The following is a 25985-nucleotide window of genomic DNA, read 5'->3' on the forward strand; positions in this document are numbered from 1 at the left end:
CTTAATTGCATAACGCTTTACTCTTTGATAAATGCTTTGTTAGCCGTAATGTTGTACCTACGCATGAACCTGTTTCCACTTCAAACTCATCCATGAAATTTTCCATAATTGTAAATCCCATACCTGATCGCTCAAGCTCTGGTTTTGTTGTAAACAATGGCTGCCTAGCTTCCTCGAGATTGTTAATTCCAATTCCTTCATCTCTTATAGTGATATAGACTGTACTGTCTTCAATTTTGCATGAAATGTAAACAATCCCGCTTGGATCACTTTCATATCCATGAATAATTGAGTTTGTTACGGCCTCTGAAACAACTGTCTTAATTTCAGTTAGTTCGTCTAATGTTGGATCGAGTTGTGTGATAAACGCTGCTACTGCAACTCGTGCGAATGACTCATTTTGGCTAAGGGCTGAAAATTGAAGGTGCATTTCGTTTTTCATTACGCCACCCCCAATGACTGAAGCGCAAAAGACTCATCACGCTCTAACCGAATGATTTTGAAAAGACCGGACATTTCAAATAAACGTTCGACCTGTGGGGAAATAGAACAAACAACCATTTCTCCACCTAGATTTTTGATTTGCTTGTATCTTCCTAAAATAACACCTAATCCTGAGCTATCCATAAATGTCAGCTTTTCAAGATTTAATAAGATGTGATTAATTTGATTGCTTTCAATCGTATCTGTTACCTTTAATCGCAATTCATCAGCTGTATGATGGTCTAGCTCACCAGTAAGCCGAATACATAACACATTGTGTTTTACCTCAAGTTCAATTCCAAGACTCACTTTACAATGCCTCCTTTAAATCGTATAGAGAGTCTTTTCGATATTCACATGAAAGAATCCTTCTTGATGACAAAACTAGTGTTCATTCGGCAAAAAAACAAGAAAAGCGCAAGCGCCTGAACATCGACTAACTACTGCCACATCCTGTGGCAAACGTCGATGTCAGCACTTCCTCGAAAATGCTATGCATTTTCTTCGTGCGAGGATAATGCTTTCGAAGCATTCCTTGTCCTGTGCAAGTCCGACAAGCACAAGACGAGCTGGCTAGAAGGTTCTACTTTGACCTTCTGGACAGATTGGATTGTGACCTCGAGGGGCTAGGCGCTGGAGCTAGACATCATGAACTAGGTCAAACTTAAAGATTTAAGGGGTTTTATTAAACGTTCCCATAGTCCGTTTAAATAATTTCCACCAACTCGCAGCATCGATATCTTTCTCTGCGACAAGGGGGCTTTCACTTAAAACCTTTCCATCTTTCTTAATCACGAGTTTTCCAATTTTGTCACCTTTTTTTATCGGAGCTTTTAGCTTTTCAGCAACAACCACTTCTTTTTGTACATCATCAATTTTTTCACCTTTTCTCGTTAAAAGTGAAATAGGTTCAGATGTAACAAGTTTAATTTTCTTTTCACTTCCTTTACTTATTTTCGCTTCAGCAACTTGCTGATTACGCTCATATAAAGGATGTGTCTTATACTGACTAAAACCAAAGTCGAGCATTTTTGTTACTTGTGCATTGCGTTCCTTCGGTGTTGGGGCTCCAAAAATAACAGATATTAATCGCATATCCTCTTTTTCAGCAGTCGCTGTTAAACAATATTTTGCCTCTGTTGTAAAGCCCGTCTTTAATCCATCTACACCTGGATAAAATCGTACAAGGCGATTGGTATTTACAAGCCAAAATTTATTTTCGGAATCCTGACGTAAATAATCCTCATATTTACCAGTGAATTTAGTGACTTCTTCATATTTCAGTAATTCCTTTGACATGATTGCCATGTCATGGGCAGAACTGTAATGATTATCAGCAGGAAGGCCTGTTGGATTTTGAAATAATGTATTTTTAAGACCTAATTCCTTCACCTTATTATTCATCATTTCAACGAAAGCTTCTTCTGAACCTGCTATCTTTTCTGCCATGGCAACTGAAGCATCATTACCCGAACCAATTGCAATCCCTTTTAACATTTCCTCGACTGTCATTTCTTCGCCAGGCTCAAGGAATATTTGTGATCCGCCCATTGATGCGGCATGCTCACTTGTTCTCACTTTTTCAGAATAGGTGATACTACCTTTATCAAGGGCTTCCATGATCAACAGCATGGTCATGATTTTCGTCATGCTTGCTGGGGGAAGCTTTTCATCACTATTTTTTTCGTAAAGGATCTTCCCTGTATCACGTTCAATTAAAATTGCAGATTTTGCATTATTCGCTAAATCAACAGACGATTCCTGTGCAGAAGCGAAAGGGCTAATAGTAAAAATCATAATTGTTAATAGTAACAGACTAATAAATACGCGTTTCATCCCAAACCCTCCATTCTTTATACTTTCCCATTTTTTCCAACAAATAAAAAAATATACATTTAAAAAAGGTCCTTTGAGATAAAAAGGACATAAAAAAATCCGAGGAATATTCATCCTCGGATTGTGATTTACGATATTTTATCAATGATTAATGTAGGTGGTTTTACTGGATTTGATGAAATCGATATACTTTCAGATAATTTCTTTTTGATTTCAGCAATATCTTCAAAATTACTATGAATCGTGACAAGGCTATCTCCTTTTAAAACCTTATCACCTATTTTTTTCCTAAGAACAAGCCCAACCGCCAAATCAATCGATGATTCCTTTGTTGCTCTTCCTGCACCTAGAAGCATAGCCGCAGTGCCGATGGAATCGGCAATAATCCCTGAGACATATCCATCAGACTCTGCTTCAAACTCAAATTGATATTTTGCTTTTGGAAGCATTTCAGGTGAATCTACGACAGAAGCATCTCCACCTTGTGATGATAAGAATGTTTTAAAGGTTTCTAATGCTTTTCCATTTTTGATGGATTCCTCAAGCAGACTTCTTGCTTCTTCAATAGAATTCGCTTTTTTTCCTAGTACGACCATTTGGCTTCCTAAAACGAGACAAAGCTCTTGCAGGTCAGCAGGACCTTCTCCTCTTAACGTGTCAATCGCCTCTTTTACCTCAAGCGCATTACCAATCGCAAACCCAAGCGGCTGACTCATATCTGAAATGATGGCCATCGTATTTCTGCCCACATTATTCCCAATATCAACCATTGTTTTAGCCAATTCTTTTGCATCATTTAAATCCTTCATAAAAGCACCTGCGCCAGTTTTTACATCTAAGACAATCGCATCTGCTCCTGCCGCAATTTTCTTACTCATAATTGAACTAGCGATTAATGGGATGCTGTTTACAGTCGCCGTTACATCCCGCAAAGCATAAAGCTTTTTATCTGCAGGTGTTAGGTTCCCACTTTGCCCTATGACAGCAACCTTATTTTGATTGACGAGACGAATAAAGTCTTCATTATTAATTTCAACATGGAAACCAGAAACAGATTCGAGCTTATCAATCGTTCCACCTGTATGACCAAGACCACGTCCTGACATTTTTGCTACCGGCACCCCAACAGATGCAACTAATGGAGCAAGTACTAATGTAGTTGTATCACCAACACCACCTGTACTATGTTTGTCTACTTTGACTCCTTCAATCCCTGAGAGGTCTATTGTATCGCCAGATTGAACCATTGCCATTGTGAAATCAGCTTGTTCTTGTTTTGTCATTCCAGTAAAAAAGACTGCCATCGTAAAAGCACTCATTTGATAGTCAGGAATTTCACCTTTCGTATAACCATCTACCACAAATGAAATTTCCTCTGACGTTAATTCCATTCCATCACGTTTTTTTTCAATTAAGTCAACCATTCTCATTATTTTTCACCTTTTTCTTGTGATTTACATTTTCTTCACAATTTGTTTAACAAGAGATAAAAAGTCAGTTTTTACTTTTTCTGTTGTTTCAATTACTTCATCATGGGTAAGAGGCTGATCTAAAATACCTGCTGCCATATTTGAGATACAGGAAATGCCAAGTACCTTTAAATTCGCATGACGAGCGATAATCACTTCAGGAACAGTAGACATTCCCACTGCATCCCCACCTAATGTTCGTAGTATTTTAATTTCCGCTGGTGTTTCGTAAGAAGGTCCTGTCATTCCAACATATACCCCTTCTTGAATGTTCATATTCAGTTCATTTGCTACGTCCCTTGCAAGTGTACGAAGTTCTTTTGTATACGCTTCTGACATATCCGGAAATCTTGCTCCGACCTTTGAATCATTTGGACCAATCAATGGGTTTTGCCCAAAATTAATATGATCGGTAATAATCATTAAATCCCCTGGTTGGAATGATTCGTTCACTCCACCCGCTGCGTTTGTAACAATTAAACTCGTTACACCAAGTTCTTTCATCACACGAACAGGGAACGTAACCTTATCAAGGGTATATCCCTCATAAAAATGAAATCGTCCTTGCATGGCAACAACTGATTTTCCTTGTAATGTACCAAATACAAGTTGTCCGGCATGACCTTCCACCGTTGATACAGGAAACTCTGGAATTTGGTCATATGGGACTTTGATTGGATTTTCAATTTCATCAGCCAACACGCCTAAACCTGAACCTAAAATCAAACCAATTTCAGGGGCACTCGGGCTTTTTTCCTTTAAGAATTGTGAAGCTCTTTCTATAATTGATTTATCCATTCCTATATTCCCCCATTAATCTCTGAAAGAAAACTCTTTCCATGTTTAGGTAATGTTACATTAAAATTATCCGCGACTGTTGCTCCAATGTCTGCAAATGTTGTTCGTAATGGTAATTCCTTACCACCATTCATTTTTTTGTTATATACCAATAACGGAACATATTCTCTTGTATGATCGGTTCCAGTATGTACTGGGTCATTACCGTGATCCGCTGTAATGATTAATAAATCATCATCGGTTAGTTTTTCAAATACTTCAGGTAAACGTGCGTCATACTCCTCTAGAGCATTTCCGTACCCTTTTGGATCGCGGCGATGTCCAAATAATGCATCAAAATCAACTAGATTTAAAAAGCTTAAGCCTGTAAAATCCATATTTAGGGTTTGTACTAACTTATCCATACCATCCATATTTGATTTTGTACGCAATGCTTGTGTAACGCCTTCTCCATCATAAATATCTGAAATTTTTCCAATTGCGATAACATCAAAACCTTGATCACTCAATTCATTCATAACAGTAGGTTCAAATGGTTTTAAAGCATAGTCATGCCTGTTTGGTGTTCTTGTAAAATTGCCAGGTTCCCCAACAAATGGACGGGCTATAACACGTCCAACCATATACTTTTCATCGAGGGTTAACTCACGTGCAATTTCACAAATTTTATATTGCTCATCTAATGGTACAATTTCTTCATGTGCTGCGATTTGCAAAACAGAATCGGCAGATGTATAGATGATCAATTTTCCTGTTTTCATATGTTCTTCGCCAAGTTCATCAATAATGGCGGTTCCGGATGCTGGCTTATTCCCTAAAACTCCTCGTCCAGTCCGTCTTTCAAGTTCATCTAATAATTCCTTTGGAAATCCATCCGGAAAAACTTGAAAAGGCGTTTCAATGTGTAAGCCCATGATTTCCCAATGTCCTGTCATCGTGTCTTTTCCATTAGAGGCCTCTTGCATTTTCGTGTAGTATGCTAGTGGCTGTTCTTGAACAGGAATTCCTTTTATTTCTCGAATATTGCTCAAACCTAGCTTTGCCATATTCTGCATATGTAGACCATTCATTTCTTCCGCAATATGTCCTAATGTATCTGAACCCTCATCACCAAATTTTTTAGCATCTGGTGCTTCTCCGATTCCAACAGAATCCATAACAATTAAGAAGATCCGTTTGTATGTATAAGTAGACATGTATTTCCCTCCCAAAGTATTCTATGAAGTATTTTCCCCTTCTAGTTGCAACTTACTCAATTTTTCACATATGTTTGATGGTCAGAAGTCTGACATCTTTGAGTATAAGGGTGTGGTTTATTCTTTTCAAGTAAATTCACAAGAGTATTAGCAAAAATTGTTAACATTTTTTGACGAAAAAAGCCAGACGTATTGTCTAGCAATCTATTAATCATTATTAGGCGCGAGGATGATAGTTTCTATATACATCCTTCAGGCGTGTTTTTGTGACATGTGTATAAATTTGTGTCGTTGAAATGTCTGCGTGACCAAGCATTTCCTGCACGGCTCGAAGGTCAGCTCCATTTTCTAAAAGGTGTGTCGCAAATGAATGACGAAGCGTATGTGGGGTTAATTCCTTTTCAATACGGGCATCATTTGCGATTTTCTTCAAATTTTTCCAGAATCCTTGTCTTGTCATACGATTCCCATGATGATTCACAAAAAAGGCGTCCGTTTTTTTTTGCTTCACTAGTTGACCACGACCATTTTCTAAATATGCCTGCAATGCCTTCGTCGCAACACTACCAAGTGGAACAATACGTTCCTTATTTCCTTTTCCAAGGCATCGAATAAACCCCATTGATAAGTGAATATCAGCTAAATTTAAGTTAATGAGCTCACTTACACGAAGCCCTGTCGCATATAAAAGCTCAAGCATTGCTTTATCACGTATACCAAACGGATTGTCCAATTTTGGTGCATCTAATAAGGCCTCTACTTCAGAAATATTTAATACTTTCGGAAGTGTACGCTCTGCCTGCGGTGTCTCAATCTGTTCTGTAGGATCATGGTCAGTTACTTTTTCACGAAACAAAAACTTATGAAAAGAACGGATTGATGCTATATGTCTTGCCAAGGTTCGGGATGAATTTCCTTGTTCCTTTAAGTGCTTCAAAAAATGAATGACTTGTAAGCGATTTACATCATTAAAGGATGAGATATTTTCAACCTTGGTTACATATTGATAATATTTTTTAAGATCCCGTTCATAGGACTTTACTGTATTGGTAGCTAGTCTTCTTTCGACAACTAGGTAATGCAAATAATCCTTCACTTGATCTTCCACTAGACTCTACTCCCCATTTCGGTAAAAAAACACTAATCGGTCTAACAGGCCATTCTCCTTTTCTTCAATCATCGAAGTAGCCTTTACTGAGGACCCTTCTGGTTCATCATATTTGTGGTAATTTTGATATTCCTCATTAACCCATATAATACCATAATAAAAAAGAATTGTGCATCCAGTAAACAATACAAACACCTTTAATGTATCAAATACAACGCGAAACCATTGTCCCATCTAGTAATCCTCCAATTCCATTGTTATTAGAAGATATGCCAAATTTACATGGTTTTATACACGCTTATCCCATTTTTTTATATTTCTTTCCCTTTATCACACAATACTACATTAGATAAAGCCAGAAGCATTTGATTTCCCTATTAATTTATGAAAATCAAAAAAACCCTTTTCTCGAAAGGAAAAGGGTCGTTTATTTAAGAAGATCTGTTTCTTCTTTTGCTACTTTATCATGACAACGATGACAAATACCATGGAAAGTTAAACGATGGTCTTTAATAATAAAATTCCAATTCTTTTCAACGATTTCTTCAACATCCTCAAGTAAATCTTCTTGAATTTCGTCGACTGCCCCACATTCGATACATACAAGATGATGATGAAAATGTGCAGCACCTTCTTGGCGAAGGTCATACCTGGATACACCATCTCCGAAATTTATTTTATCAACAATTTTTAATTCGGTAAGTAATTCAAGTGTTCGATAAACAGTTGCTAAGCCGATTTCAGGCGACTTTTCTTTTACAAGGAGGTAGACATCTTCGGCACTTAAATGGTCCTCTTCATGTTCAAGCAGTACCCGAACGGTCGCCTCACGCTGTGGTGTAAGCTTATAACTTGATGAATGCAACTGTTTTTTTATACGATCGATCCGATTTTCCATGTAAAACTTTCCCTCCCTCGCCATTACCTCATTATTATATCAGAAGAAGGGGCACTGTCCAAATAAAATAATTATAAATAATAAGAAGTAACCATTATTAATTAATAACGATTCTTATTTGTTAACCACATCAATTATTTCTTTCATTAGAACAGGAGAAGCGAATGCCTCTATAGCTGAAGCCATTAAAATGACGAAACTTACACCAATCATCAATAGCGAATATCGAGTCAATAGTTGTAAAACAGGTTCGTTCATTCGTTTCATAAATTGCTGGCGGATCATTTTTAGTGAGAATGCGACAGCGACTGTACCGACGATAATAAATGTTGGAATGATTAATAGATTTTGTGGAAGTACGGAAACAAATGATAAGAGAAACCCGCTCCAGCCCATTTGATTGACGAGAAAGCCAACCGTAAATCCGACAACAACCCCTTTTAGGAATAACAGAATTAAGATAATCGGCAGCCCGATAATGGAGATTCCTAGAATCCACATGAGTCCGACATATTTTATGTTATGAAGAATGCTCTGTTTGAACATATCGGTCGAATTGGCATAAGTTCCTTCAGATACCTCTCCAAAAAATCGACTTAAATAGAAAAAGAGGTCTTCTTTTTGACTAGGGTTTAAGCTGTTTACGACAATTGCTCCAAAGATGACACCCATTAGGAATAGTACGGAAATAAATAAATATATGGATGAATGTTCACGAAAATGGTTAACGACAATTGTTTTATATGGTTGTTGCTTTCTCATCTATCGTTCCTCCTATCAATCTTCTAGTAGATTCTATGAGGGAAAATAGATTTCTATGACAACTTGTCCAAAACTATTTCTAGTGATTCGCCACTCTCATTAAATAGAAAAAGACCCCTTTTATTCGGAGTCTACTTTTCCATATTTACCGCCACCACCTGATTTAAGGCGGAGTTTTCCTTGTCGTGCTTGTATGATGATATCGACGATTGAACCTTTCACCACACGTCTTAATTCCTCTTCAGGTATTTCATGTAGAATTGCCATTTCTGTTTTAAAATAGTCCCTCAGTTTTTGTAAGGTTTTTGGCCCTAATCCGGGAATAAACTCAAGTGGAACTTGGTGCACATATGGAGGCCGATTTGAATTTGGTATATCCGTGTCTTTTAACTGCTGAAGTCGGTCAAAAACACCTTTTACAAATCCTGTATGCCCACAGCCAGGACAAGCCTCTGCCATCACATCTTCAATAATTGTTAAACATTTCTCACAGGTTGTTTTATGATATTTTCCTAATAGAGGATCTAACCCGTAGTTTGCAACAACTTCCCTGCCAGCTTTTTGATGAAGTGCAAGTCTGAGTTCTTCAAAAGTGGGCTCTTTCATTTTTATAATTTGATATTCCCTCGCAATTTTTGGAAGGGAATGTGCGTCTGAATTAGACACAAACGTGAAAGAATGCAATTCTTTTATTTGGTCTGCCATATTTGTATTCGAGCTCAATCCAAGTTCAATTGCATCAATTAAATCCTCATCAAACACTTCTGTTAACGATTGTTTTACACCCCGACCGTACATACTTTTGTAAGGAGTGAAGACATGGGCAGGAATAAAAATACCGGATAACTCTTTAACCTTTCGTTGCAGTTCTCTTCCGCCCACATAAATTCTTTGTGAGCTCAATGTTATATTTTTCATTCGTTCGGATAGCCATGCGGAAAATAGCTTCATTTTTTCAATCGTCGGCATAAAAGCTAGGACATGTATCGGTCCTTTACAATTTTCATCATAGATTTCAAGCTCACTCCCTAAAAGGAGTGTCACATTCTTAAAACGTAATCCACCTTCTTCATAGGGATACACTTCTCCCATTTCAATTAAGGTTTCAAGCTCCCCGATGACTTCCGGAACATGACAATCTATAACACCAATCATGTCCATCCCTTTAATTTCAGTGGATTCCTGCAGGATGTTTCCAATAGTAAGTGACTTGGCACCTGTAATTTTTACTGGTTTACCCGAATTCGTTCTTCCGATATGGATATGGAGGTCAACATAGTAATTGTTCATCTTGGCCTATTCTCCTAATGCTTGTTGTAATTGTAAATACTGGACCGCATAAGCCGTCTTCGCATCATATATTTTCTTTTCTTTTATCAAACCAACAGCTTCCTCTAATGTAACCTCAAGCACATCGACAAATTCATCTTCATCCAAGCCTGCTGGGTTCTCCATCTTTTTTAAACCTTTCGCAATAAAAAGATGCACCAATTCATCTGCAAAGCCTGGAGAAGTATAAAAGGAAATAAGCGGCGTCAATGTTTCACAACCATAACCCGTTTCTTCTTCTAACTCTCGTTTTGCGGTTACGTCTGGGGCTTCTCCTTTTTCTAGCTTTCCAGCTGGAATCTCAACAATGACCTTCTCTAATGCTTTTCGATATTGTTGAACCATTACGAGCTTACGGTCATCAGTTATAGCTAGTATAGCAACAGCTCCAGGATGTTTGATAAGTTCTCGTCTACTCGTATTTCCATTTGGTAACTCTACCTCTTCTATATGTAAATCGATAACCTTTCCTTCAAAAAGAACGTCCCTACTAATTGTCTTTTCTCGCAAATGATCCATTATAGCCAGCTCCTTGTTCTACTAAATATATATACTTCATACATTTTAGCATAGTTCTTTTCACTTTTTATAACCCCCAAGGAGGTTTGCGATGAAAATTGTGATTGGTGAAAATCGGGTAGCGTTAGTCGGCAAGGCATGGGAAATTCGCGCAAAACTGAAGGAATATAGTCGTTCCTATCAAACTGTCCAAGAGTGGATTAATCAAGGAAGAGTGGAAAAGGAGAAAAAATAAGCTGGCTTGATGCCCCTTCAAATTATTTGTGATTCGGACATCAAAAAGATAAAATGATATCTAGATGTTAGAAGAATGAGAAATATGGAGGGGATTGCTATGGACAAAAGAAGGATCGGGGCTTCTGACTTATATGTAAGTAAACTAGGACTAGGCTGTATGTCAATTGGTACGGAAGAAAAAGAAGCCTTACAAATCATTGATGCTGCAATAGATTTGGGAATCAATTATTTAGATACGGCAGATTTATATGATCAAGGACTAAATGAAGAATTCGTCGGTAAAGCTCTTAAATCAAAAAGACAAGATATTATTTTAGCTACTAAAGTTGGAAACCGTTTTGAAATAGGTAAGGAAGGATGGTCCTGGGACCCATCTAAAAAATACATAAAGTCCACTGTTAAGGACAGTCTGAGACGTCTGCAAACCGATTATATAGATCTATACCAACTCCATGGTGGGACCATTGAAGATCATATCGATGAAACGATTGAAGCATTCGAGGAGTTAAAGGAGGAAGGTGTCATTCGCTATTATGGAATCTCTTCTATCCGTCCAAATGTGATCCGGGAATTTGTGAAGAAATCTTCCGTCGTAAGCGTGATGATGCAATACAGTATTCTCGACCGACGCCCTGAGGAACAGATGCTCTCCTTTTTAAAAGAAAATGAAGTCAGCGTTGTTGCACGTGGACCCGTCGCTAAAGGCTTACTCACCAATCGACCAGTTGAGGATGCAAGTCAAATTATAAAACAAAATGGATACCTTGATTATTCTTTTGAGGAGCTTGAGTCTGTGATTTCTACCTTAAAATCAGAAGTGGCAGGGAATAGACCTTTAACGGAAATCGCACTACAATATTGCTTATATGAGGATGTTGTTGCTTCTGTCGTAGCCGGGGCAAGTTCAACCCGTCAAATTGAAAAAAATGTGGAAGCTGCAAATACGAAACCTTTAACAGATGAACAGGTACAGAAAATTAGAGAACTCACGAAAGCTTCTGTATACGTGCAACATAGATGATCACGCCCAACCAGTTACGTAATTAAAAACAGTAAATACAGTTTATAAACAGTGTTTTTGAATTAAAAACCGTATTATCGATTTAAAAACGGTAAATCAAAATTAAGAACCGTATTTAAATTGCCCCACTAAAATTGTTCAAATCAAATAGATTTTTCAGACTGTTGACAAACGCTCGTATACTTCGTTGCTTGCCTCTCTCGTCCGCTCATGAAGGACAACTTCTATTCGCGTCTTCGATCGGCTGCGCGCCTTGTCTGACAAGCGTTTTCAAGACAGTCTGGGGAGAGTAATTTACATCTAGATATCCTGTAAAAAAACGTGTAGACAAAGTCAGTACTAACTTTGTCTACACTCTGAAACCCCACAGAACCTGTGGGGTTTTTTACATTATTTGAAATCTGACCATTTAAGGTTACTCTCGTTGAATAGCTCTTCAAATGATTTGTTTTTTTCTCGTTGTCTTCTTTCCTCTCTTTGTCTTTCAAGCTCTTCTTCTTGTTTTTTCTGGGCTTCTTCTTTTAACTGTTGTTGTGTATTTTTTAACTTTGAAACAATATCGTCATTTAGTAAGTCGCCAAGGCTTAATTTCTCATCTTTTTGCTTTTTAACAGATGGCTTTTGCTTCTTCTTAGCCATAGTATTCCCTCCATACATCAACCATTTGACTACTATTATAGCAAAAAAAGCGAATAACCGCTTGGTGGGTTATTCGCCGAAGTCCCTTTAGTATGCATCAAGTACGACGTCATTATCAATGAGTAGATTTGGCTCTGTAGAAGTTAGTATATCCTCTACCGTAAATCCTTTTGCCACCTCTACTAATTTTAATCCGTTTTCAGTTACATCAATTACAGCACGATCGGTAATGATTCGATTTACGACTCCCTTTCCGGTTAAAGGCAGGGTACATTTTGTTAAGATTTTCGGCTCTCCTTTTTTATTGACATGATCCATAATTACAATGATCTTCCTGGCACCATGAACGAGGTCCATTGCCCCACCCATTCCTTTTATCATTTTTCCTGGAATCATCCAATTTGCAAGGTCACCCTGCTCTGAAACTTCCATTGCACCAAGAATCGCAATATTGATATGTCCACCGCGAATCATCGCGAATGATTCCGCACTGTCAAAATATGCTGCTCCCGGAATCGCTGTGACCGTCTCTTTCCCGGCGTTGATTAAATCTGGGTCAACATTTTCTTCAGTTGGATATGGACCAATTCCAAGCAACCCATTCTCGGATTGGAGAACAACTTGTTTATTAGAAGATATATAATTGGCAACAAGGGTTGGCATTCCAATTCCAAGATTCACATAAAAGCCATTCTCAATTTCCTTTTCAGCCCTTTTTGCAATCTTTTCACGCGTATTTGTCATCGCCTTCTCCCCTCTTACTTAGATAATGTCAATCGTTCAATTCGCTTCTTTTGTTCACCTACAATTAATCCTTGGACATAGATACTCGGTGTATGAATCAAATTTGGGTCAAGTTCGCCAATTTCATAGAGTTGTTCAACCTCTGCAATCGTGACCTTTCCTGCAGCAGCAATCATCGGGTTAAAATTACGGGCCGTCTTGTTATAGATTAAATTCCCCATTTTATCAGCCTTTTCAGCGCGAACTAGACTAAAGTCAGCCACAAATGCCTCTTCTAACACATATTCCTTCCCATTAAATACACGGGTTTCTTTTCCTTCAGAAATTGGGGTTCCAACTCCTGCAGGTGTGTAAAATGCTGGAATCCCCGCTCCACCTGCTCTAATTTTTTCCGCCAATGAACCTTGGGGAACAAGCTCAACCTCAAGTTCACCTGACAATGCTTGTCGTTCAAATTCCTTGTTTTCCCCAACATATGAACCGATCATTTTCGAAATTTGTTTGTTCTTCAAAAGTAAACCAAGTCCCCAATCGTCAACACCACAGTTGTTTGAAATAACTGTCAGATCCTTTACCCCAGACTCGGCCAATGCGAAAATTAAATTTTCCGGGATACCACATAAACCAAATCCACCCACCATAATCGTGGAACCGTCTTTGATTTCCTTAACCGCTTCCTGAAAAGAGGAATATATTGGTTTCATTTGCACACCCCACTATTCAATATTTTCAACAATAGTCGCTACACCTTGGCCGCCGCCAATACATAAAGTCGCTAATCCATAACGATCATTACGACGTTTTAGCTCATGAATAAGTGTAACTAGAATTCTTGCTCCACTTGCGCCTATTGGATGACCTAAGGCAATTGCACCACCATTCACATTTAAAATATCATGGTTAAAACGAAGCTCTCGATCTACTGCAATAGACTGAGCAGCAAATGCCTCATTTGCCTCAATTAAATTCATATCACTAATACTTAAACCGCATTTTTTCATTGCCTTTTGGACAGCTGCGACCGGACCAATCCCCATAATACTAGGGTCAATCCCAGCATTTCCATTCGCTTTTATGGTAACTAAGCCCTTAATGCCAAGCTCATCAGCTTTCTTTTTACTCATAATGACAAATGCAGCAGCTCCATCATTTATTCCAGAGGCGTTACCTGCTGTAACAGAGCCATCTTTCTTGAATGCTGGACGCAGGCTTCCAAGCTTCTCAACTGTTGTACCTGCTTTTGGGTATTCATCTGTATCAAAGACTATGCTTTCTTTTTTACGTTGTGGAATCACAACTGGCACAATCTCTTCCTTAAATTTACCTGCTTCAATTGCGGCTATTGCTCTCTCCTGGCTACGAGCTGAAAAACGATCCTGTTCTTCCCTCGTAATCTCATATTTATCGCATAAATTTTCGGCTGTAATCCCCATATGATAGTCATTAAATGCACACCATAACCCATCGGAAATCATGCTATCAACCATCTTTTGGTCGCCCATTTTAAATCCATTTCGGGCACCCTTTAAAAGATAAGGAGCCTGACTCATATTTTCCATTCCACCAGCCACAATTACGTCTGCATCACCAGCTATGATTGCCTGCGTTGCCAAGTGTACGGCTTTTAATCCTGAGCCACATACCTTATTTATTGTCATCGCTGGAGTTTCCTGTAGCAAACCTGCTTTTATGGCTGCCTGCCTTGCTGGATTTTGGCCTACACCCGCCTGCAAAACATTGCCCATAATCACTTCATCTACAAGCTCCATGTCCACCCCTGCTTTTTCAATAGCTGCTTTAATAACGACAGCACCTAGTTCTGGAGCTGAAACAGACTGCAAACTTCCTCCAAAACTACCAATCGCTGTTCTGACAGCGCTTACAACCACTACATCATTACTCATTTCAACATCTCCTTTACGTACGGACTTTATGTAATCATTATCATATATATTTCGATGCTTTTTTCGAAATACCTCTTATTTTGTCTAAATTTCTATTATTCTTGATTTTTAGAAAAGAGCTCCACTAGAATAAGAGATAAGACTATGTTTTGCTGGAGGGTTGTCCATGCAATTACCTAAGCAAGTCACAATTATTGAAGTCGGACCAAGGGATGGGCTGCAAAATGAAAAAAGAATAATCCCAACAGTGGCGAAGATTAATTTTATTAAAAAATTAAAAATGGCGGGCCTTCAAGAAATGGAGCTTACCTCATTTGTTTCGCCAAAATGGGTTCCACAGATGAAGGATGCAGAAGAAGTTATCGCAGCCTGTTTAGATGACACTCGAAACATTGTATTAGCACCGAATCGCAAAGGAATTGAAAGACTGTATGAAACAAATTGCAAAGCGATTGCTGTTTTTGTTGGGGCCAGTGATAGCTTTAACAAAAAAAACATCAATAAAACGACGGCTGAAAGTTTAGAGGAATTAAAACCTCTTATTCAGGAACTAAAGGAAAAGGGATATTTTGTGCGTGCATGTATTTCTACTTCTTTTTACTGTCCGTTCGAAGGAAAAGTAGATGAAGAAGCTGTATTAAAGCTATGCTCAACTTTTGTACAATATGGGGTAGATGAATTAAGTGTCGCCGATACAATTGGAAGAGCAAATCCAAAAGAGGTCTTCTCCCTTTTTTCAATGTTAAAAAAAGAGCTACCAAACACCTTGTTAACAGCTCATTTTCATGACACCCGCGGCATGGCGCTTGCAAATGTGTTGGCTGCTATTCAATCCGGAATAGACCGTTTTGATACCTCTGCTGGTGGTTTAGGTGGTTGCCCGTTTGCACCAGGTGCGACTGGTAATGTTGCTACTGAAGATGTTGTGTATATGCTTGAAGAAATGGGGATTTCCACAGGGATTAACCTTTCAAAGCTTGTCGAGGCTGTTGATGTAATAAATCCCCATCTGACAAGGCCGATTGAAAGTAAATTTTACCGGCTTACAAAAGCAAAATAAGAATATTTCGCTGAAAAACTCCACATCCTATCCATGAATTTATAAATATCCTCTTTAGGAAATGGAGTTGTTACCATTGGCAAAACGAGACAAAGGTCGTGCTCAAAAAGGAAAACCGAATGCTGATACGACAAACAACACGATGGCTGCTGAAGAAATGGAAAAAGCCATTCACCCTACAAACCGTCAAAATTCAGAGCAATGAAAAAAATCCCCTGGTAAAGTCAACTGTGACCTACACCAGGGGATTTTTTTAGATTTTCGGTGCTGTTTCTACTTTTGTCGTTGCTCTTGCTTTTAATTTATTTCTTTCTCTACGAGTTGCGGGTATCCGAGAGAATGAAAACAATCGATAGACAGCAGGAATTAACAGTAATGTAATGAGCGTTGCAAACGACAACCCTGAAATGATGACAGTTGCCATCGGCGCCTGATAATTCCCGGAGGCTCCAGATTCAAGCGCAAGCGGGAGCATACCGCCAACTGTTGTTAAAGTCGTCATAAATATTGGGCGAATCCGATCATTCCCTGCTCCGACAAGCGCTTCCTCAATCGTAAATCCTTCCTTTCGAAGCTGGTTTGTTCTGTCTATGAGCAATATTGCATTGTTTAAAACAATTCCTACAAGCATGATAATACCCATTCCCGACATGAGATTTAATTCCATCTGTGTAATAAACAATCCTAAAATAACCCCAATGATTGTAATCGGAATAACGGACATTACAAGCAGCGGATGCCCAAAATGGTTAAATTGAACAGCCATAACCAAATAAACAAGGAAGATTGAAATCGCAAAAACAAATATCATATCCGTCATTAGCTCCTGTTGCTGCTCTAAATCCCCACCTGCTGAAAGAGTATACCCTGTTGGCATCTCAAATTCATCAATCATTTTCTGAATATCTCGATTTACCGCACCCAGATCACGATCCTTTATATCAGCGGAAATCGTCACAAGTCTTTCTCCATCAGAATGAATGATTTCATTTGGTGTTTGAACAGTTTCAAGTTCAATAAAAGTAGAAAGTGGCACTTCAACACCATTAACAGGTATTTTCATATCAAGTAAATCCGTTTTTGTATCAGGTATTTTCGTCCAACTTAGTTGTAAAGGTATTGTTTCATTATCATACTGCATCGTACCGACCGACATTTGAATAAAGGAAGTTTCAATAAATTGTTTAACTTGTGAAGGCAATAAGCCCTCTTCTTCCATTTCTTTTTCTTTTAAAACAACGATTTGCTCATCAGAGGATCTTTCAACTGAATTTGTGATTGCTGAAATCCCATCTACATTCTGAAGCTCATCTGCAAATTTGTTTGAAATCATTTGGAGCTGTTCAAAACTATCTCCTTTAATATTTACTTTGACAGGAAACCCTCCCCCGCCTGCCATTGCACTTTGAACACCCAAGACGGGTTGATCTTCCTGCATCTTTCGCAAAGTATCTAGTATTTTTTCATTTACTTCCTTTTGTTCTACCGTAATTTGATCGCCCTTGGTCATATTAATAATAATGTAAAGCATACTTCCATTATCCATGACATAATTTGTTTCAACATCGTTTACTTTTTGTAGTCTCTGGTTTATTTCATTCACTACATTCTGCTTTTCTTCCACAGATAATCCTGGTTCTAAGTCTACGCCAAGTTCTGCATAGCGATTTAGCATATCAGGCATGATGGTCATCGGTATTTTCGATACAAGAAATAAGGAACCAACTAACATCAAAAGAAACAATGTTATTATGGCCAAGCTATTTCTTTTCTTTTTAATTACCCAAGCAACTACATTGCGATAGCCTTTCATAAAAATCGAGTCTTTTTTCAATTTAGATGGTTTTCTTAGCTTTAAAAATACTTCTGACAGAGAAGGAATTAATGTGAAAGATATGATAACGGAACTTATTAAGGTTATTGCCACAACAGCGGAAAGCATTATGACAAATTCACCCATCTCGCCACCTATTAAGCCAATTGGTAGGAACACAACGATGGTTGTTAGCATAGATGCAATGACTGCCGAAGCTACTTCCTTAGTCCCTTCGATAACAGATTCGAACCTACCAAAACCAAGTTCCTTCTTTTTATATATAGCTTCTAGGATGACAATAGAGGAATCCACCATCATTCCTATTCCCAGGCCAAGTCCAAGTAAGGTTAACATATTAAAGCTATAATCAAATAACCACATGGCTGTAAAAGTTAAAAGAACGGAAGATGGAATCGACAAACCAATAATAAAGGTAGCTCTAATATTACGTAAAAACAGTAATAAAATGACAATCGCAATGATTCCACCAATTAATATATTGTCTTTAACCCCGTCGATTGACTCACTGACATAATCTGCTTGGGCAACAACCTCGTTTAATTCAAAGTTCTTTACAAGACCTTCACTTTGAATTTTTTTCACTTCCGCACGTATTGCTTTTGCCATCTCAATTTGCGTGACATTCGATACGCGCCCAATTTGTACGAGAATAAAGTCCTGCGAACCGTTTTTCCATACATATGAGTTATTCTCTATAGGCTGGATTGTAATAGTTGCAACATCCTTTAATAAAATCGATCCATTTTGCGTTAGGAGTGAAATATTTTCAATATCATTAATACTATCTATCTTTGAACTCCATCTCAAAGAAGGTGAACCCTTCTCATTTTGTAATTCTCCTAAGGTTGCTTCACCTTCAGACTGTTGAATTGCTGCAACCACTTGGGAAACCTCAAGATTATGTTTTAGCAATTTTTCACGGTCTATTTTAATGGAAACCTCTTGCTCCTTGCTCCCTGTTAGTAAGACATCTCTTACCTCAGGCAGAGCTTCTAATCTCGGCTCTAAAATCTCTTTTGAAAAAGCAGACATCTCTTCCATGTTGCCACCAGATACATCCATAAAAAATTCGTAACTTTGACTTCCTCCATACTGACCTGATGCAATATCGGTGATATTCGGATACTCCGATTTGGCGGATGCAATGACAGACTCGACTTCTTTAAAAATCTCTTCTCCTCGCCCTGACTCAAATGTAAGATTCAACATGGTTCTTCCGATATTGGTAGTAGACTCAACACCCTCAACACCATCTATTGCTAAAATTTGTTGTTCAATGGGGGTGGTGATCGTTCTTTCAACTTCAATTGCTGCCATTTCTCCTGCGTAAATCTCAACAAACGCTCCGTCTAGTTTTACAGGGGGCATGAGCTCTTTGTCTACTTTTAATAAAGAATAGCCCCCTAATACGGTTACTAGGAAAATCATTAAAGTAATTAAGATTTTCCGTTGGACAATAAATTTCAATAAATTCACTGTTCATCTCCTCTTTCTCCTAATAGGTAAAATTTAGTATTTTTGTATAAATTAATCATATCGGCTTATGGAAAGTGGGATAATGAGCCGGAGATATATCTTTACCTAAGACCTAAGGCGTAGGAAAATTATGGAGAATCGTTTAAAAAAAGATATAATAAAAGAAGCTAACATATCCAATCGGATTTTTAGAAGGAGCGTTTTTTCATGAAAAGAATGAAAAAGATATTAATATTGCTTGGAATTCTAATCGGCTATATGACCACAATTGGAATGATTTTTACAAACATTGTTATGTTTATGAAGAAGAAAACCGATGATGAGATTCTTGAACGAGAAACACAGGAAGGGCGCCTTACTTTAGATGAGGTTGAGTCTCTGAAAAAAGAGGATGTATCCATTCAATCTAGATTTGGATACATGATTAAAGGCTGGCTTGTAAAAGGAACGGATAAAAAACGAGTTATTATCATTTCCCATGGCGTGACTCAAAATAAACTAAATTCCATTAAATACATGAAGCTTTTCTTGGAACGTGATTGGAATGTCCTTTTGTATGATCATCGTCGACATGGAGAAACCGGGGGAAAGACAACAAGCTATGGGCATTATGAAAAATTCGATCTTGAATCGGTTGTTTCCTGGGTAAAAGAAAAATTTGGAGATGACAGTACGATTGGTATTCACGGGGAATCTATGGGGGCAGTAACGACTTTACTATATGCCGGAATGATTGAAGACGGAGCAAATTTTTATATTGTGGACTGCCCGTTTTCCGATTTTGAAGCTCAACTGAAATATTTATTAAAGGTTGATTACAAAGTTCCCGCCCCACTTGTTCTTCCTTTTGCCAACGTATTTTTAAAGCTTCGCGATGGATATAGCATCAAAGATGTTTCTCCTGTTTCCGTGATTCAAAATATCAAAAATCCAGTTTTATTTATTCATAGTGCGAAGGATGATTATATTTTACCTGAAATGACAATGGAGCTTTATAAAATGAAGGAAGGACCAAAGCAGATGCTGATCGCGGAAAAAGGCAAACATGCCTATTCCTTCGCTGATAACAAGGAAGCGTATGAAAAAGTAATTGACGATTTTTTTGAGAAATATGTAAGGGACTGATTGAATTCAGTCCCTTACCCAAGTACATCTGTAATGTCTGTTAAATTCTTATCGATCCAGGCTAATGCGAGTTCAATTGTTTCAAACTCCTGAACCTCAAAAGTCACCTCATCCTGAAGCAACCAAACATCCTTTTGATCATAGTTTACCCCTGCAATTGACCAGTGTAAGAGGCTATATGGATGGTTATCATGTAAAAAGGAAACCCATGTTTTATCTTCTGCAATATTTCGGATTGTTTTAAGATTGGAACTCATGTACATCACTCACTTCTACTAGCCGTAAACGCGGATTTAAAATCTCATTTGGGCTCTTTAACATATAGCAATTTGCCTGTTCAAGAAAATCGATTGTCATATTTTCATCTAAGAATACCATTTTAGATTTTTCTACTAATAATGGTTGATAATTTGTTTCAAAGACTAGGTCATCATCGTCTTCAGAGTCTACTAGCCACAAGGCCGTAACCCCACTCATCACACAGCCGCAGCCTTCTGTTTCATATTTTAGTTTTAATTTTTTGTCTTTATTTTTAATTTGTGTATTCAGTTTTTCAATTGCCCGTTCTGAAAATGTAACGTTCATTTTTGTTCTCCTTTTTCTTTCATATTACGTCTATTCTAACATATCTTGTCTTCTTCTACATATCATTACAATGGCTCTACACTTTACCAAGCAATTTGAAATTTGGTAAATGCTGGTTTATTATCAATAGTAATATGATTACTTTAAGGGGGGATTTCGGAGATGTCGAAGGTTACCATCAAAGTAAATGATAATGGTTCATTAAGGATTTCAGGTGATGTTGATTTGATCGATGCGGAAGGAAATACGTTTCCAACAAAACAAACCTTCTCATTATGCAGATGTGGTAGATCCAATAATAAACCATTTTGCGACGGTTCTCATAAAGGTCACTTTGAATCAGTCGTACGAGCTCCAAAAGAATAATCCTTATTGCACCGAATGCACTATGCATTCGGTTTTTTCGTTATCCGGATCGCCAATTATCCCGCATTAACGGGCAGTATAACCCCCACCTTAAAACTTTAATAATCACAGAAGTATAAGCAAGAGTTAACTGCCCGTAAAAGCCCGATTAAAGGATCAAAGACTAAGAACGCCACGTCCTGTGGCAACGTCTTTGTGACCCACATCATGTGGGCCTCAACTAACAATCAGTGGGGAATGATACCCCCACTGATTGAAGTTTCACTTTATGTTACAATACGGGTAAAAGCCTTTCATGGAGGACAAAACATGCCTGATTGGTCATATCATGGACTCTTTAAACCTATCTTATCCCGTCTGTCTCCCTATCAATCCCGGGAATTTATCCACCGGGGAATGAATCTGGTTGCCTCCATTCCAGGAGGAAAGCATTTCATTCATTTTCTTGGTAGAGAGGAATCTTCTGAACTTATAAAAACAGAAATTCATAGCGTAATCTATCCAAATCCCATTGGGCTTTCTGGAAAAGTGGATCCCCTTTTAACTGGTTCAAACGCTTTTTCTAATCTTGGATTTGGTTTTATTGAAATTGGTCCAGTAACGAAAGTGCCGACAAAAGACCCATCACTTCCAATTGTAGATTGGCAAAAACAGCAAATCGACTTTTCTTCAAACTATGAATCAATCGGAGTTGAGAAAACGGTTCAAAAGCTTAAAAAGTGGAAGCCAATACAGCCTGTCTGGGCAAGATTGGCTGGAATGAGTGAAGAACAACAGGATTTGATTACGAAATTAGATCCATATGTTACGGCATTTGTAACTTCTACTCCGAATCTTCAGTGGACTACAAACCGTCCTGTTTATCTTGCTGTTCCAGTATATGAGATCAAGAATCTTTCACTTGAGCGGATTCAGTCTACTTGTTCTGGTATCGTCATTGATGAACCTTTGGATATGGCAAAGGATAATTATTTAAGGAAACTACTAGATTCTATTCATTATTTAAGAAAAAGTGGGTTTACGCTTCCCATCATTACAGTCGGTGGTATTTATGAACCCGCCAATGCTCTTGCACTTCTTGATGCAGGGGCTGACCTTGTGCTGCTTTCAGAAGGATATGTTTTTTCTGGACCAGGTCTTACAAAAAGAACTAGCGAAGCCCTTTTACACCAACTTCAACCACATCCACCGCTTCATCCAGCATGGATATGGTATTGGCTATTTGGTTTGTCCATCGTTATTGGTGGATTAATTGCCGCTCTGTTCAGCTTGACGACTATTATTCTTCCTTATGATGAACAATTTCTTGGAATGCAAAGAGAAGAAATCCTTCTGTTTAATGAACGGATTCTCTATTTTATGGCCCATGATCGGATGACACTTGCTGGGACAATGATTTCTGGCGGTATCGTCTATATGGCATTGGCTCGTTTCGGAGTTCGAAAACAGATTCTCTGGACCAAGCAGACGATTGATCTTGCAGCCATCCTTGGTTTTTTAGGAATATTCTTATTCATTGGATACGGATATTTCGATTGGCTTCACCTTCTTTTTTGGCTCATTTTACTCCCAATCTATTTAACTGGTTTTATTAAAACGAGACATATGAAAGGGACGCCAACATCGCTTAACACTCGTAATCACCCGGTTTGGAAACATAGTTTATTTGGACAACTAGCTTTTATCATCCTTGGATTTTCATTTGTGTTAGGCGGCATTGTGATTTCATTAATTGGGATTACGAATGTGTTTGTTGCAACAGATATTCTCTATATTTGTATGCCGCCTGAAAAGTTGGATTTATTTAATGATAAATTGATTTCGGTCATTGCTCATGACCGCGCGGGCTTTGGAAGTGCCCTTCTGAGTGTTGGATTTTTGGTGCTAACTATTTCTCTCTGGGGATTTCAGCAGGGGAATAAATGGGTTTGGTGGACTTTGCTAATAGGTGGACTACCAGCCTTTTTTGTAGGAATTTGGATTCATTTTGCAATCGGGTATACGACCTTTATTCATCTTCTTCCCGCTTATTTCGCCCTTTGCTTGTTTTTTATTGGACTTATTATGACGTACCGTTTTTTTCATTTGGGTAAAGATACGTAAAGCAGACTGTTGACAAACGTTAGCATACCGCGTTGCTTGCTTCGCCTGAAAATCGTTTTCAAGACAGTCTGGGAATGTAATTTATATCTGGATATCCTGTAAAAAATTACGTAAAAGGAGCCTCATTGGCTCCTTTCTTAATTTTCTGGATTCCAATCCTTTGCTAGCATGCCATATATAATATGGTCAACATAGTGATCGTAGAGCCATTCGGATTGCCGAATCTCGCCTTCATTCACAAAGCCTAATCTTTCAGGTATCGATCTGCTCTTATGATTTTCGACCGCTGCACGGATTTCCACTCGATTTAGTTTTAAATGGTTGAAAGCATAATCAGTTAATGCCTTCGCTACCCTTGTCATGATTCCGTTTCCTTGATATTGCTGTCCAAGCCAGTAGCCGATATAGACTATTTTATTGGTCCAGTCGATTTCGTTGAAACCTACTACCCCAACGATTTCATTTTTATAGACGATAACGGTATGCATCCCTTTATTTTCTGCATAGCTTTTCCTGCAGGATTCGATATATGCTTTTGTATCCTCTACCTTTGTTGTCATATCAAGCCATGGCAGCCATTCTCGTAAATACCCTCTTGACTGATCTGTTAATTTAAAAATTCGCTCGGCATCGTTTACTTCTGTTAATTTCAAGGACAGTTCCTTGTCAATTTGGTATACAAACATTATTTTTACTCCATTCTTTTCTTTTACCATATTAACTTCTATCCTTTGTCTAAAAATCCTTCTAAAATTAGTCTGAAAAGCGTAAATCGACTAATCTATTTGTAGGGATGTAGTGGACTTCCCCAAATTTATCAATGATATGCAGTCTATTTTGTAAGTAATCGTAATGGTGAATAGTACCAAGAAGGAGTTTGTGATGTTTGGCTTCATAATGCGTGATAACCAGCTCTCTCCCTTCCTCCATCGCCTGACAAAGAACACTGTTCATCTCTTCGATTTGTTGTTCATCTAGTTCTGGTTTTGGCTCATACGTATCTTCTTCTGCCCAATCTCTAAGCAATTTCACATGTTCTGGCAGCATCATTGCTGTCCATTTTATCGTTCCGCGGTCCCGTATCATCCTTATTACCTTCTTTCTTACGTCTATCTCCAGCACCTAACCCATTGAGACGCTCTACTCTGCCTTGTGTCCGCCAACGAGTTTACTGCGATGTCTTGATGTTCCGGCATTTGTATAGGAAACGGCACGTAGGATTGCATCTGAACCGTATTTACCACGGATGCCGTCCATTACATACCCAAGCTTATGCTGCTTGACTCGATTAAGATAAAACAAATCCAACTGCATTTGTGTGTCATCCTCAATATTAGAAAGTGCAATTGATATTTTACGAACTGTCTTTTTCGCATAGAATTTCTCAAATAATTCAAGACAGACGCGATACATTTCCATCGTAATATTTGTCGGAGTTTCAATCGTTTTTGAACGGTAAAATCCTCCCCCAAACTCATCTTGGCTATAATGAATTCCGAGGCTAATCGTTCTTCCTGCCTTTTTATGTCGACGTGCGCGCCTTGCTACCTCTTCACACATTTCAAGAATGACATGTTTTACTTCTTGTGGGTCAGGGTAATCACGCAAAAGGATTTGGCTTTTCCCAAAGCTTACTTGCCCCTGCATAATAGGGGCACCAATTTCCGATAAATCGATCCCCCAGGCATGGTAATAAAGCTGATTTCCCATCACTCCAAATTTTTTCTCAAGTAGTTCGAGTGGATATTGAGCAAGCTGACCAACGGTTGTAATTCCCATCCCATTTAAGGTTCGCTCTACCCTTCTTCCAATTCCCCACATTTCTCGTAGTGGCGATACAGACCATAGTTTTTCGGGGATATCATCATAGGTCCATTCCGCGATTCCCTTTTTCTTTGCATCTAAATCTAGGCATAGCTTTGCCATCAGCATATTGGGACCAATCCCAATGGCACAGGTTAGCCCATATTCAGCTTTAATTTCTTTCCTGATTTTACGAGCGATTGTTGTCGCATCTCCCCATAATTTTTCAGTTCCATCAATCTTAATAAAGCTTTCATCGACGCTATATACATGGATTGCATCTTTTGGTACATACCGGTTAAAAAGTCTCGTAATTTCCGTTGAAATTCGTAAATAGGTTGCCATTTTCGGGTTTACAATTTGAATTCGTGGATCCTTTGGGATCTCAAAGAGTCTTGACCCCGTTTTTATCCCAAATTCCTGTTTTAGCTTTGGCGAAGCTGCGAGCACAACACTTCCTTGGCGCTCTGTATCTCCAACAACCGCTAAATAGCACTCAAGTGGATCAAGGCCTAATAATACTGCAGCACAGCTCGCATAAAAGCTTTTTATATCCACACATAAAATCTTTTGAACGGGAAACTGACTGTAATCCACCATCTAACATCATCTCCAAAAAGAATATATGTTCGTATTCTATTCCTAATAATAGGAGAATATACGTTCGATTTCAATGGAAATTTAAAG

29 protein-coding genes are annotated in these 25985 nt (G+C 38.3%); 7 read left to right on the forward strand and 22 right to left on the reverse strand.

Translation table 11 applies throughout. The features are described from left to right. Position 1 precedes the first annotated feature (1 nt). The 12 genes from spoIIAB to RGU12_RS14915 all read right to left on the reverse strand — a co-directional run bounded on the left by spoIIAB (position 2) and on the right by RGU12_RS14915 (position 10398). Positions 2-442 (reverse strand): anti-sigma F factor, encoded by a 441-nt coding sequence (spoIIAB, locus tag RGU12_RS14860; RefSeq protein WP_116352445.1) that lies wholly within the window; start codon positions 440-442, stop codon positions 2-4. Next, positions 442-792 (reverse strand): anti-sigma F factor antagonist, encoded by a 351-nt coding sequence (gene spoIIAA, locus RGU12_RS14865; protein WP_116352446.1) that lies wholly within the window; start codon positions 790-792, stop codon positions 442-444. The genes spoIIAB and spoIIAA overlap by 1 nt, the downstream gene beginning before the upstream one ends. A gap of 363 nt (positions 793-1155) precedes the next feature. Next, positions 1156-2319 (reverse strand): D-alanyl-D-alanine carboxypeptidase family protein, encoded by a 1164-nt coding sequence (locus RGU12_RS14870; RefSeq protein WP_309536779.1) that lies wholly within the window; start codon positions 2317-2319, stop codon positions 1156-1158. A 128-nt stretch (positions 2320-2447) separates the two neighbouring features. Then, positions 2448-3749 carry a pyrimidine-nucleoside phosphorylase gene (locus RGU12_RS14875; RefSeq protein ID WP_309536780.1) on the reverse strand — a complete coding sequence of 434 codons (1302 nt, stop codon included), beginning with the start codon at positions 3747-3749 and terminating at the stop codon, positions 2448-2450. Between the two features lie 24 nt (positions 3750-3773). Further along, entirely contained in the window at positions 3774-4586 is an 813-nt protein-coding gene (locus RGU12_RS14880) for a purine-nucleoside phosphorylase (protein ID WP_309536781.1), read from the reverse strand. Between the two features lie 2 nt (positions 4587-4588). Continuing rightward, a complete protein-coding gene (deoB, locus tag RGU12_RS14885) occupies positions 4589-5782 on the reverse strand; it encodes a phosphopentomutase (RefSeq protein WP_309536782.1) in 1194 nt (397 codons plus the stop codon). A 217-nt stretch (positions 5783-5999) separates the two neighbouring features. Continuing rightward, positions 6000-6890 carry a site-specific tyrosine recombinase XerD gene (xerD, locus tag RGU12_RS14890; protein ID WP_116352451.1) on the reverse strand — a complete coding sequence of 297 codons (891 nt, stop codon included), beginning with the start codon at positions 6888-6890 and terminating at the stop codon, positions 6000-6002. Positions 6891-6896: 6 nt separating this feature from the next. Next, positions 6897-7124, reverse strand: coding sequence for a YqzK family protein (locus RGU12_RS14895; protein WP_309536783.1), 228 nt, complete (start codon positions 7122-7124; stop codon positions 6897-6899). Positions 7125-7317: 193 nt separating this feature from the next. After that, positions 7318-7788 carry a ferric iron uptake transcriptional regulator gene (fur, locus tag RGU12_RS14900; RefSeq protein ID WP_116352453.1) on the reverse strand — a complete coding sequence of 157 codons (471 nt, stop codon included), beginning with the start codon at positions 7786-7788 and terminating at the stop codon, positions 7318-7320. Between the two features lie 114 nt (positions 7789-7902). Next, positions 7903-8550 (reverse strand): stage II sporulation protein M, encoded by a 648-nt coding sequence (gene spoIIM, locus RGU12_RS14905; RefSeq protein WP_309536784.1) that lies wholly within the window; start codon positions 8548-8550, stop codon positions 7903-7905. A gap of 120 nt (positions 8551-8670) precedes the next feature. Beyond that, positions 8671-9840, reverse strand: a complete 1170-nt coding sequence (locus RGU12_RS14910) for an endonuclease Q family protein (protein WP_309536785.1) — start codon at positions 9838-9840, stop codon at positions 8671-8673. 6 nt (positions 9841-9846) lie between these two features. Next, positions 9847-10398 carry an NUDIX hydrolase gene (locus RGU12_RS14915; RefSeq protein WP_309536786.1) on the reverse strand — a complete coding sequence of 184 codons (552 nt, stop codon included), beginning with the start codon at positions 10396-10398 and terminating at the stop codon, positions 9847-9849. A 91-nt stretch (positions 10399-10489) separates the two neighbouring features. On the opposite strand from RGU12_RS14915, the gene mciZ reads away from it, so the two are divergent. Together mciZ and RGU12_RS14925 are read left to right on the forward strand one after the other, a co-directional pair. Further along, the gene (gene mciZ, locus RGU12_RS14920) at positions 10490-10633 is read left to right on the forward strand and encodes a Z-ring formation inhibitor MciZ (protein WP_116352457.1); all 144 of its coding nucleotides are present in this window, start codon (positions 10490-10492) and stop codon (positions 10631-10633) included. Between the two features lie 99 nt (positions 10634-10732). Then, entirely contained in the window at positions 10733-11656 is a 924-nt protein-coding gene (locus RGU12_RS14925) for an aldo/keto reductase (protein ID WP_309536787.1), read from the forward strand. A 390-nt stretch (positions 11657-12046) separates the two neighbouring features. Here RGU12_RS14925 and RGU12_RS14930 read toward each other — a convergent pair whose 3' ends face one another. The 4 genes from RGU12_RS14930 to RGU12_RS14945 all read right to left on the reverse strand — a co-directional run bounded on the left by RGU12_RS14930 (position 12047) and on the right by RGU12_RS14945 (position 14943). Further along, positions 12047-12295 (reverse strand): YqkE family protein, encoded by a 249-nt coding sequence (locus tag RGU12_RS14930; protein ID WP_309536788.1) that lies wholly within the window; start codon positions 12293-12295, stop codon positions 12047-12049. Positions 12296-12382: 87 nt separating this feature from the next. Further along, the gene (locus RGU12_RS14935) at positions 12383-13039 is read right to left on the reverse strand and encodes a CoA transferase subunit B (protein ID WP_309536789.1); all 657 of its coding nucleotides are present in this window, start codon (positions 13037-13039) and stop codon (positions 12383-12385) included. A gap of 14 nt (positions 13040-13053) precedes the next feature. Beyond that, entirely contained in the window at positions 13054-13743 is a 690-nt protein-coding gene (locus tag RGU12_RS14940; protein ID WP_309536790.1) for a CoA transferase subunit A, read from the reverse strand. Positions 13744-13755: 12 nt separating this feature from the next. Beyond that, positions 13756-14943, reverse strand: coding sequence for an acetyl-CoA C-acetyltransferase (locus tag RGU12_RS14945; RefSeq protein ID WP_309536791.1), 1188 nt, complete (start codon positions 14941-14943; stop codon positions 13756-13758). Positions 14944-15109: 166 nt separating this feature from the next. On the opposite strand from RGU12_RS14945, the gene RGU12_RS14950 reads away from it, so the two are divergent. Beyond that, positions 15110-16003, forward strand: coding sequence for a hydroxymethylglutaryl-CoA lyase (locus tag RGU12_RS14950; RefSeq protein WP_309536792.1), 894 nt, complete (start codon positions 15110-15112; stop codon positions 16001-16003). Between the two features lie 76 nt (positions 16004-16079). Continuing rightward, positions 16080-16208, forward strand: coding sequence for a hypothetical protein (locus tag RGU12_RS14955; RefSeq protein ID WP_309538322.1), 129 nt, complete (start codon positions 16080-16082; stop codon positions 16206-16208). A gap of 48 nt (positions 16209-16256) precedes the next feature. On the opposite strand, the gene RGU12_RS14960 is transcribed toward RGU12_RS14955, so the two are convergent. Beyond that, complete coding sequence (locus RGU12_RS14960; protein ID WP_309536793.1) at positions 16257-19316, reverse strand: efflux RND transporter permease subunit; 3060 nt, start codon at positions 19314-19316, stop codon at positions 16257-16259. A 216-nt stretch (positions 19317-19532) separates the two neighbouring features. Here RGU12_RS14960 and RGU12_RS14965 point away from each other — a divergent pair, with 216 nt between their 5' ends. Continuing rightward, positions 19533-20441, forward strand: coding sequence for an alpha/beta hydrolase (locus tag RGU12_RS14965; RefSeq protein WP_309538262.1), 909 nt, complete (start codon positions 19533-19535; stop codon positions 20439-20441). 14 nt (positions 20442-20455) lie between these two features. On the opposite strand, the gene RGU12_RS14970 is transcribed toward RGU12_RS14965, so the two are convergent. Both RGU12_RS14970 and RGU12_RS14975 read right to left on the reverse strand, forming a co-directional pair. Next, the gene (locus RGU12_RS14970) at positions 20456-20698 is read right to left on the reverse strand and encodes a DUF2552 family protein (protein WP_309536794.1); all 243 of its coding nucleotides are present in this window, start codon (positions 20696-20698) and stop codon (positions 20456-20458) included. Further along, positions 20682-21026, reverse strand: a complete 345-nt coding sequence (locus RGU12_RS14975; RefSeq protein WP_309536795.1) for an iron-sulfur cluster biosynthesis family protein — start codon at positions 21024-21026, stop codon at positions 20682-20684. The genes RGU12_RS14970 and RGU12_RS14975 overlap by 17 nt, the downstream gene beginning before the upstream one ends. A gap of 162 nt (positions 21027-21188) precedes the next feature. On the opposite strand from RGU12_RS14975, the gene RGU12_RS14980 reads away from it, so the two are divergent. Continuing rightward, positions 21189-21392 (forward strand): CDGSH iron-sulfur domain-containing protein, encoded by a 204-nt coding sequence (locus tag RGU12_RS14980; RefSeq protein WP_309536796.1) that lies wholly within the window; start codon positions 21189-21191, stop codon positions 21390-21392. Between the two features lie 309 nt (positions 21393-21701). Beyond that, on the forward strand, positions 21702-23495 hold the full coding sequence (locus RGU12_RS14985) for a dihydroorotate dehydrogenase (RefSeq protein ID WP_309536797.1): 1794 nt from the start codon (positions 21702-21704) through the stop codon (positions 23493-23495). Positions 23496-23632: 137 nt separating this feature from the next. Here RGU12_RS14985 and RGU12_RS14990 read toward each other — a convergent pair whose 3' ends face one another. The 3 genes from RGU12_RS14990 to RGU12_RS15000 all read right to left on the reverse strand — a co-directional run bounded on the left by RGU12_RS14990 (position 23633) and on the right by RGU12_RS15000 (position 25898). Then, positions 23633-24181, reverse strand: coding sequence for a GNAT family N-acetyltransferase (locus tag RGU12_RS14990; RefSeq protein ID WP_309536798.1), 549 nt, complete (start codon positions 24179-24181; stop codon positions 23633-23635). A gap of 67 nt (positions 24182-24248) precedes the next feature. Next, positions 24249-24581, reverse strand: coding sequence for a YolD-like family protein (locus tag RGU12_RS14995; protein WP_309536799.1), 333 nt, complete (start codon positions 24579-24581; stop codon positions 24249-24251). A 54-nt stretch (positions 24582-24635) separates the two neighbouring features. After that, positions 24636-25898: a Y-family DNA polymerase gene (locus RGU12_RS15000; protein WP_309536800.1), complete on the reverse strand. Its 1263-nt coding sequence runs from the start codon at positions 25896-25898 to the stop codon at positions 24636-24638. Between the last annotated feature and the right edge of the window lie 87 nt (positions 25899-25985).

This window comes from Ferdinandcohnia sp. QZ13, from assembly GCF_031324165.1.
GTDB lineage: Bacteria > Bacillota > Bacilli > Bacillales > Bacillaceae_L > Ferdinandcohnia.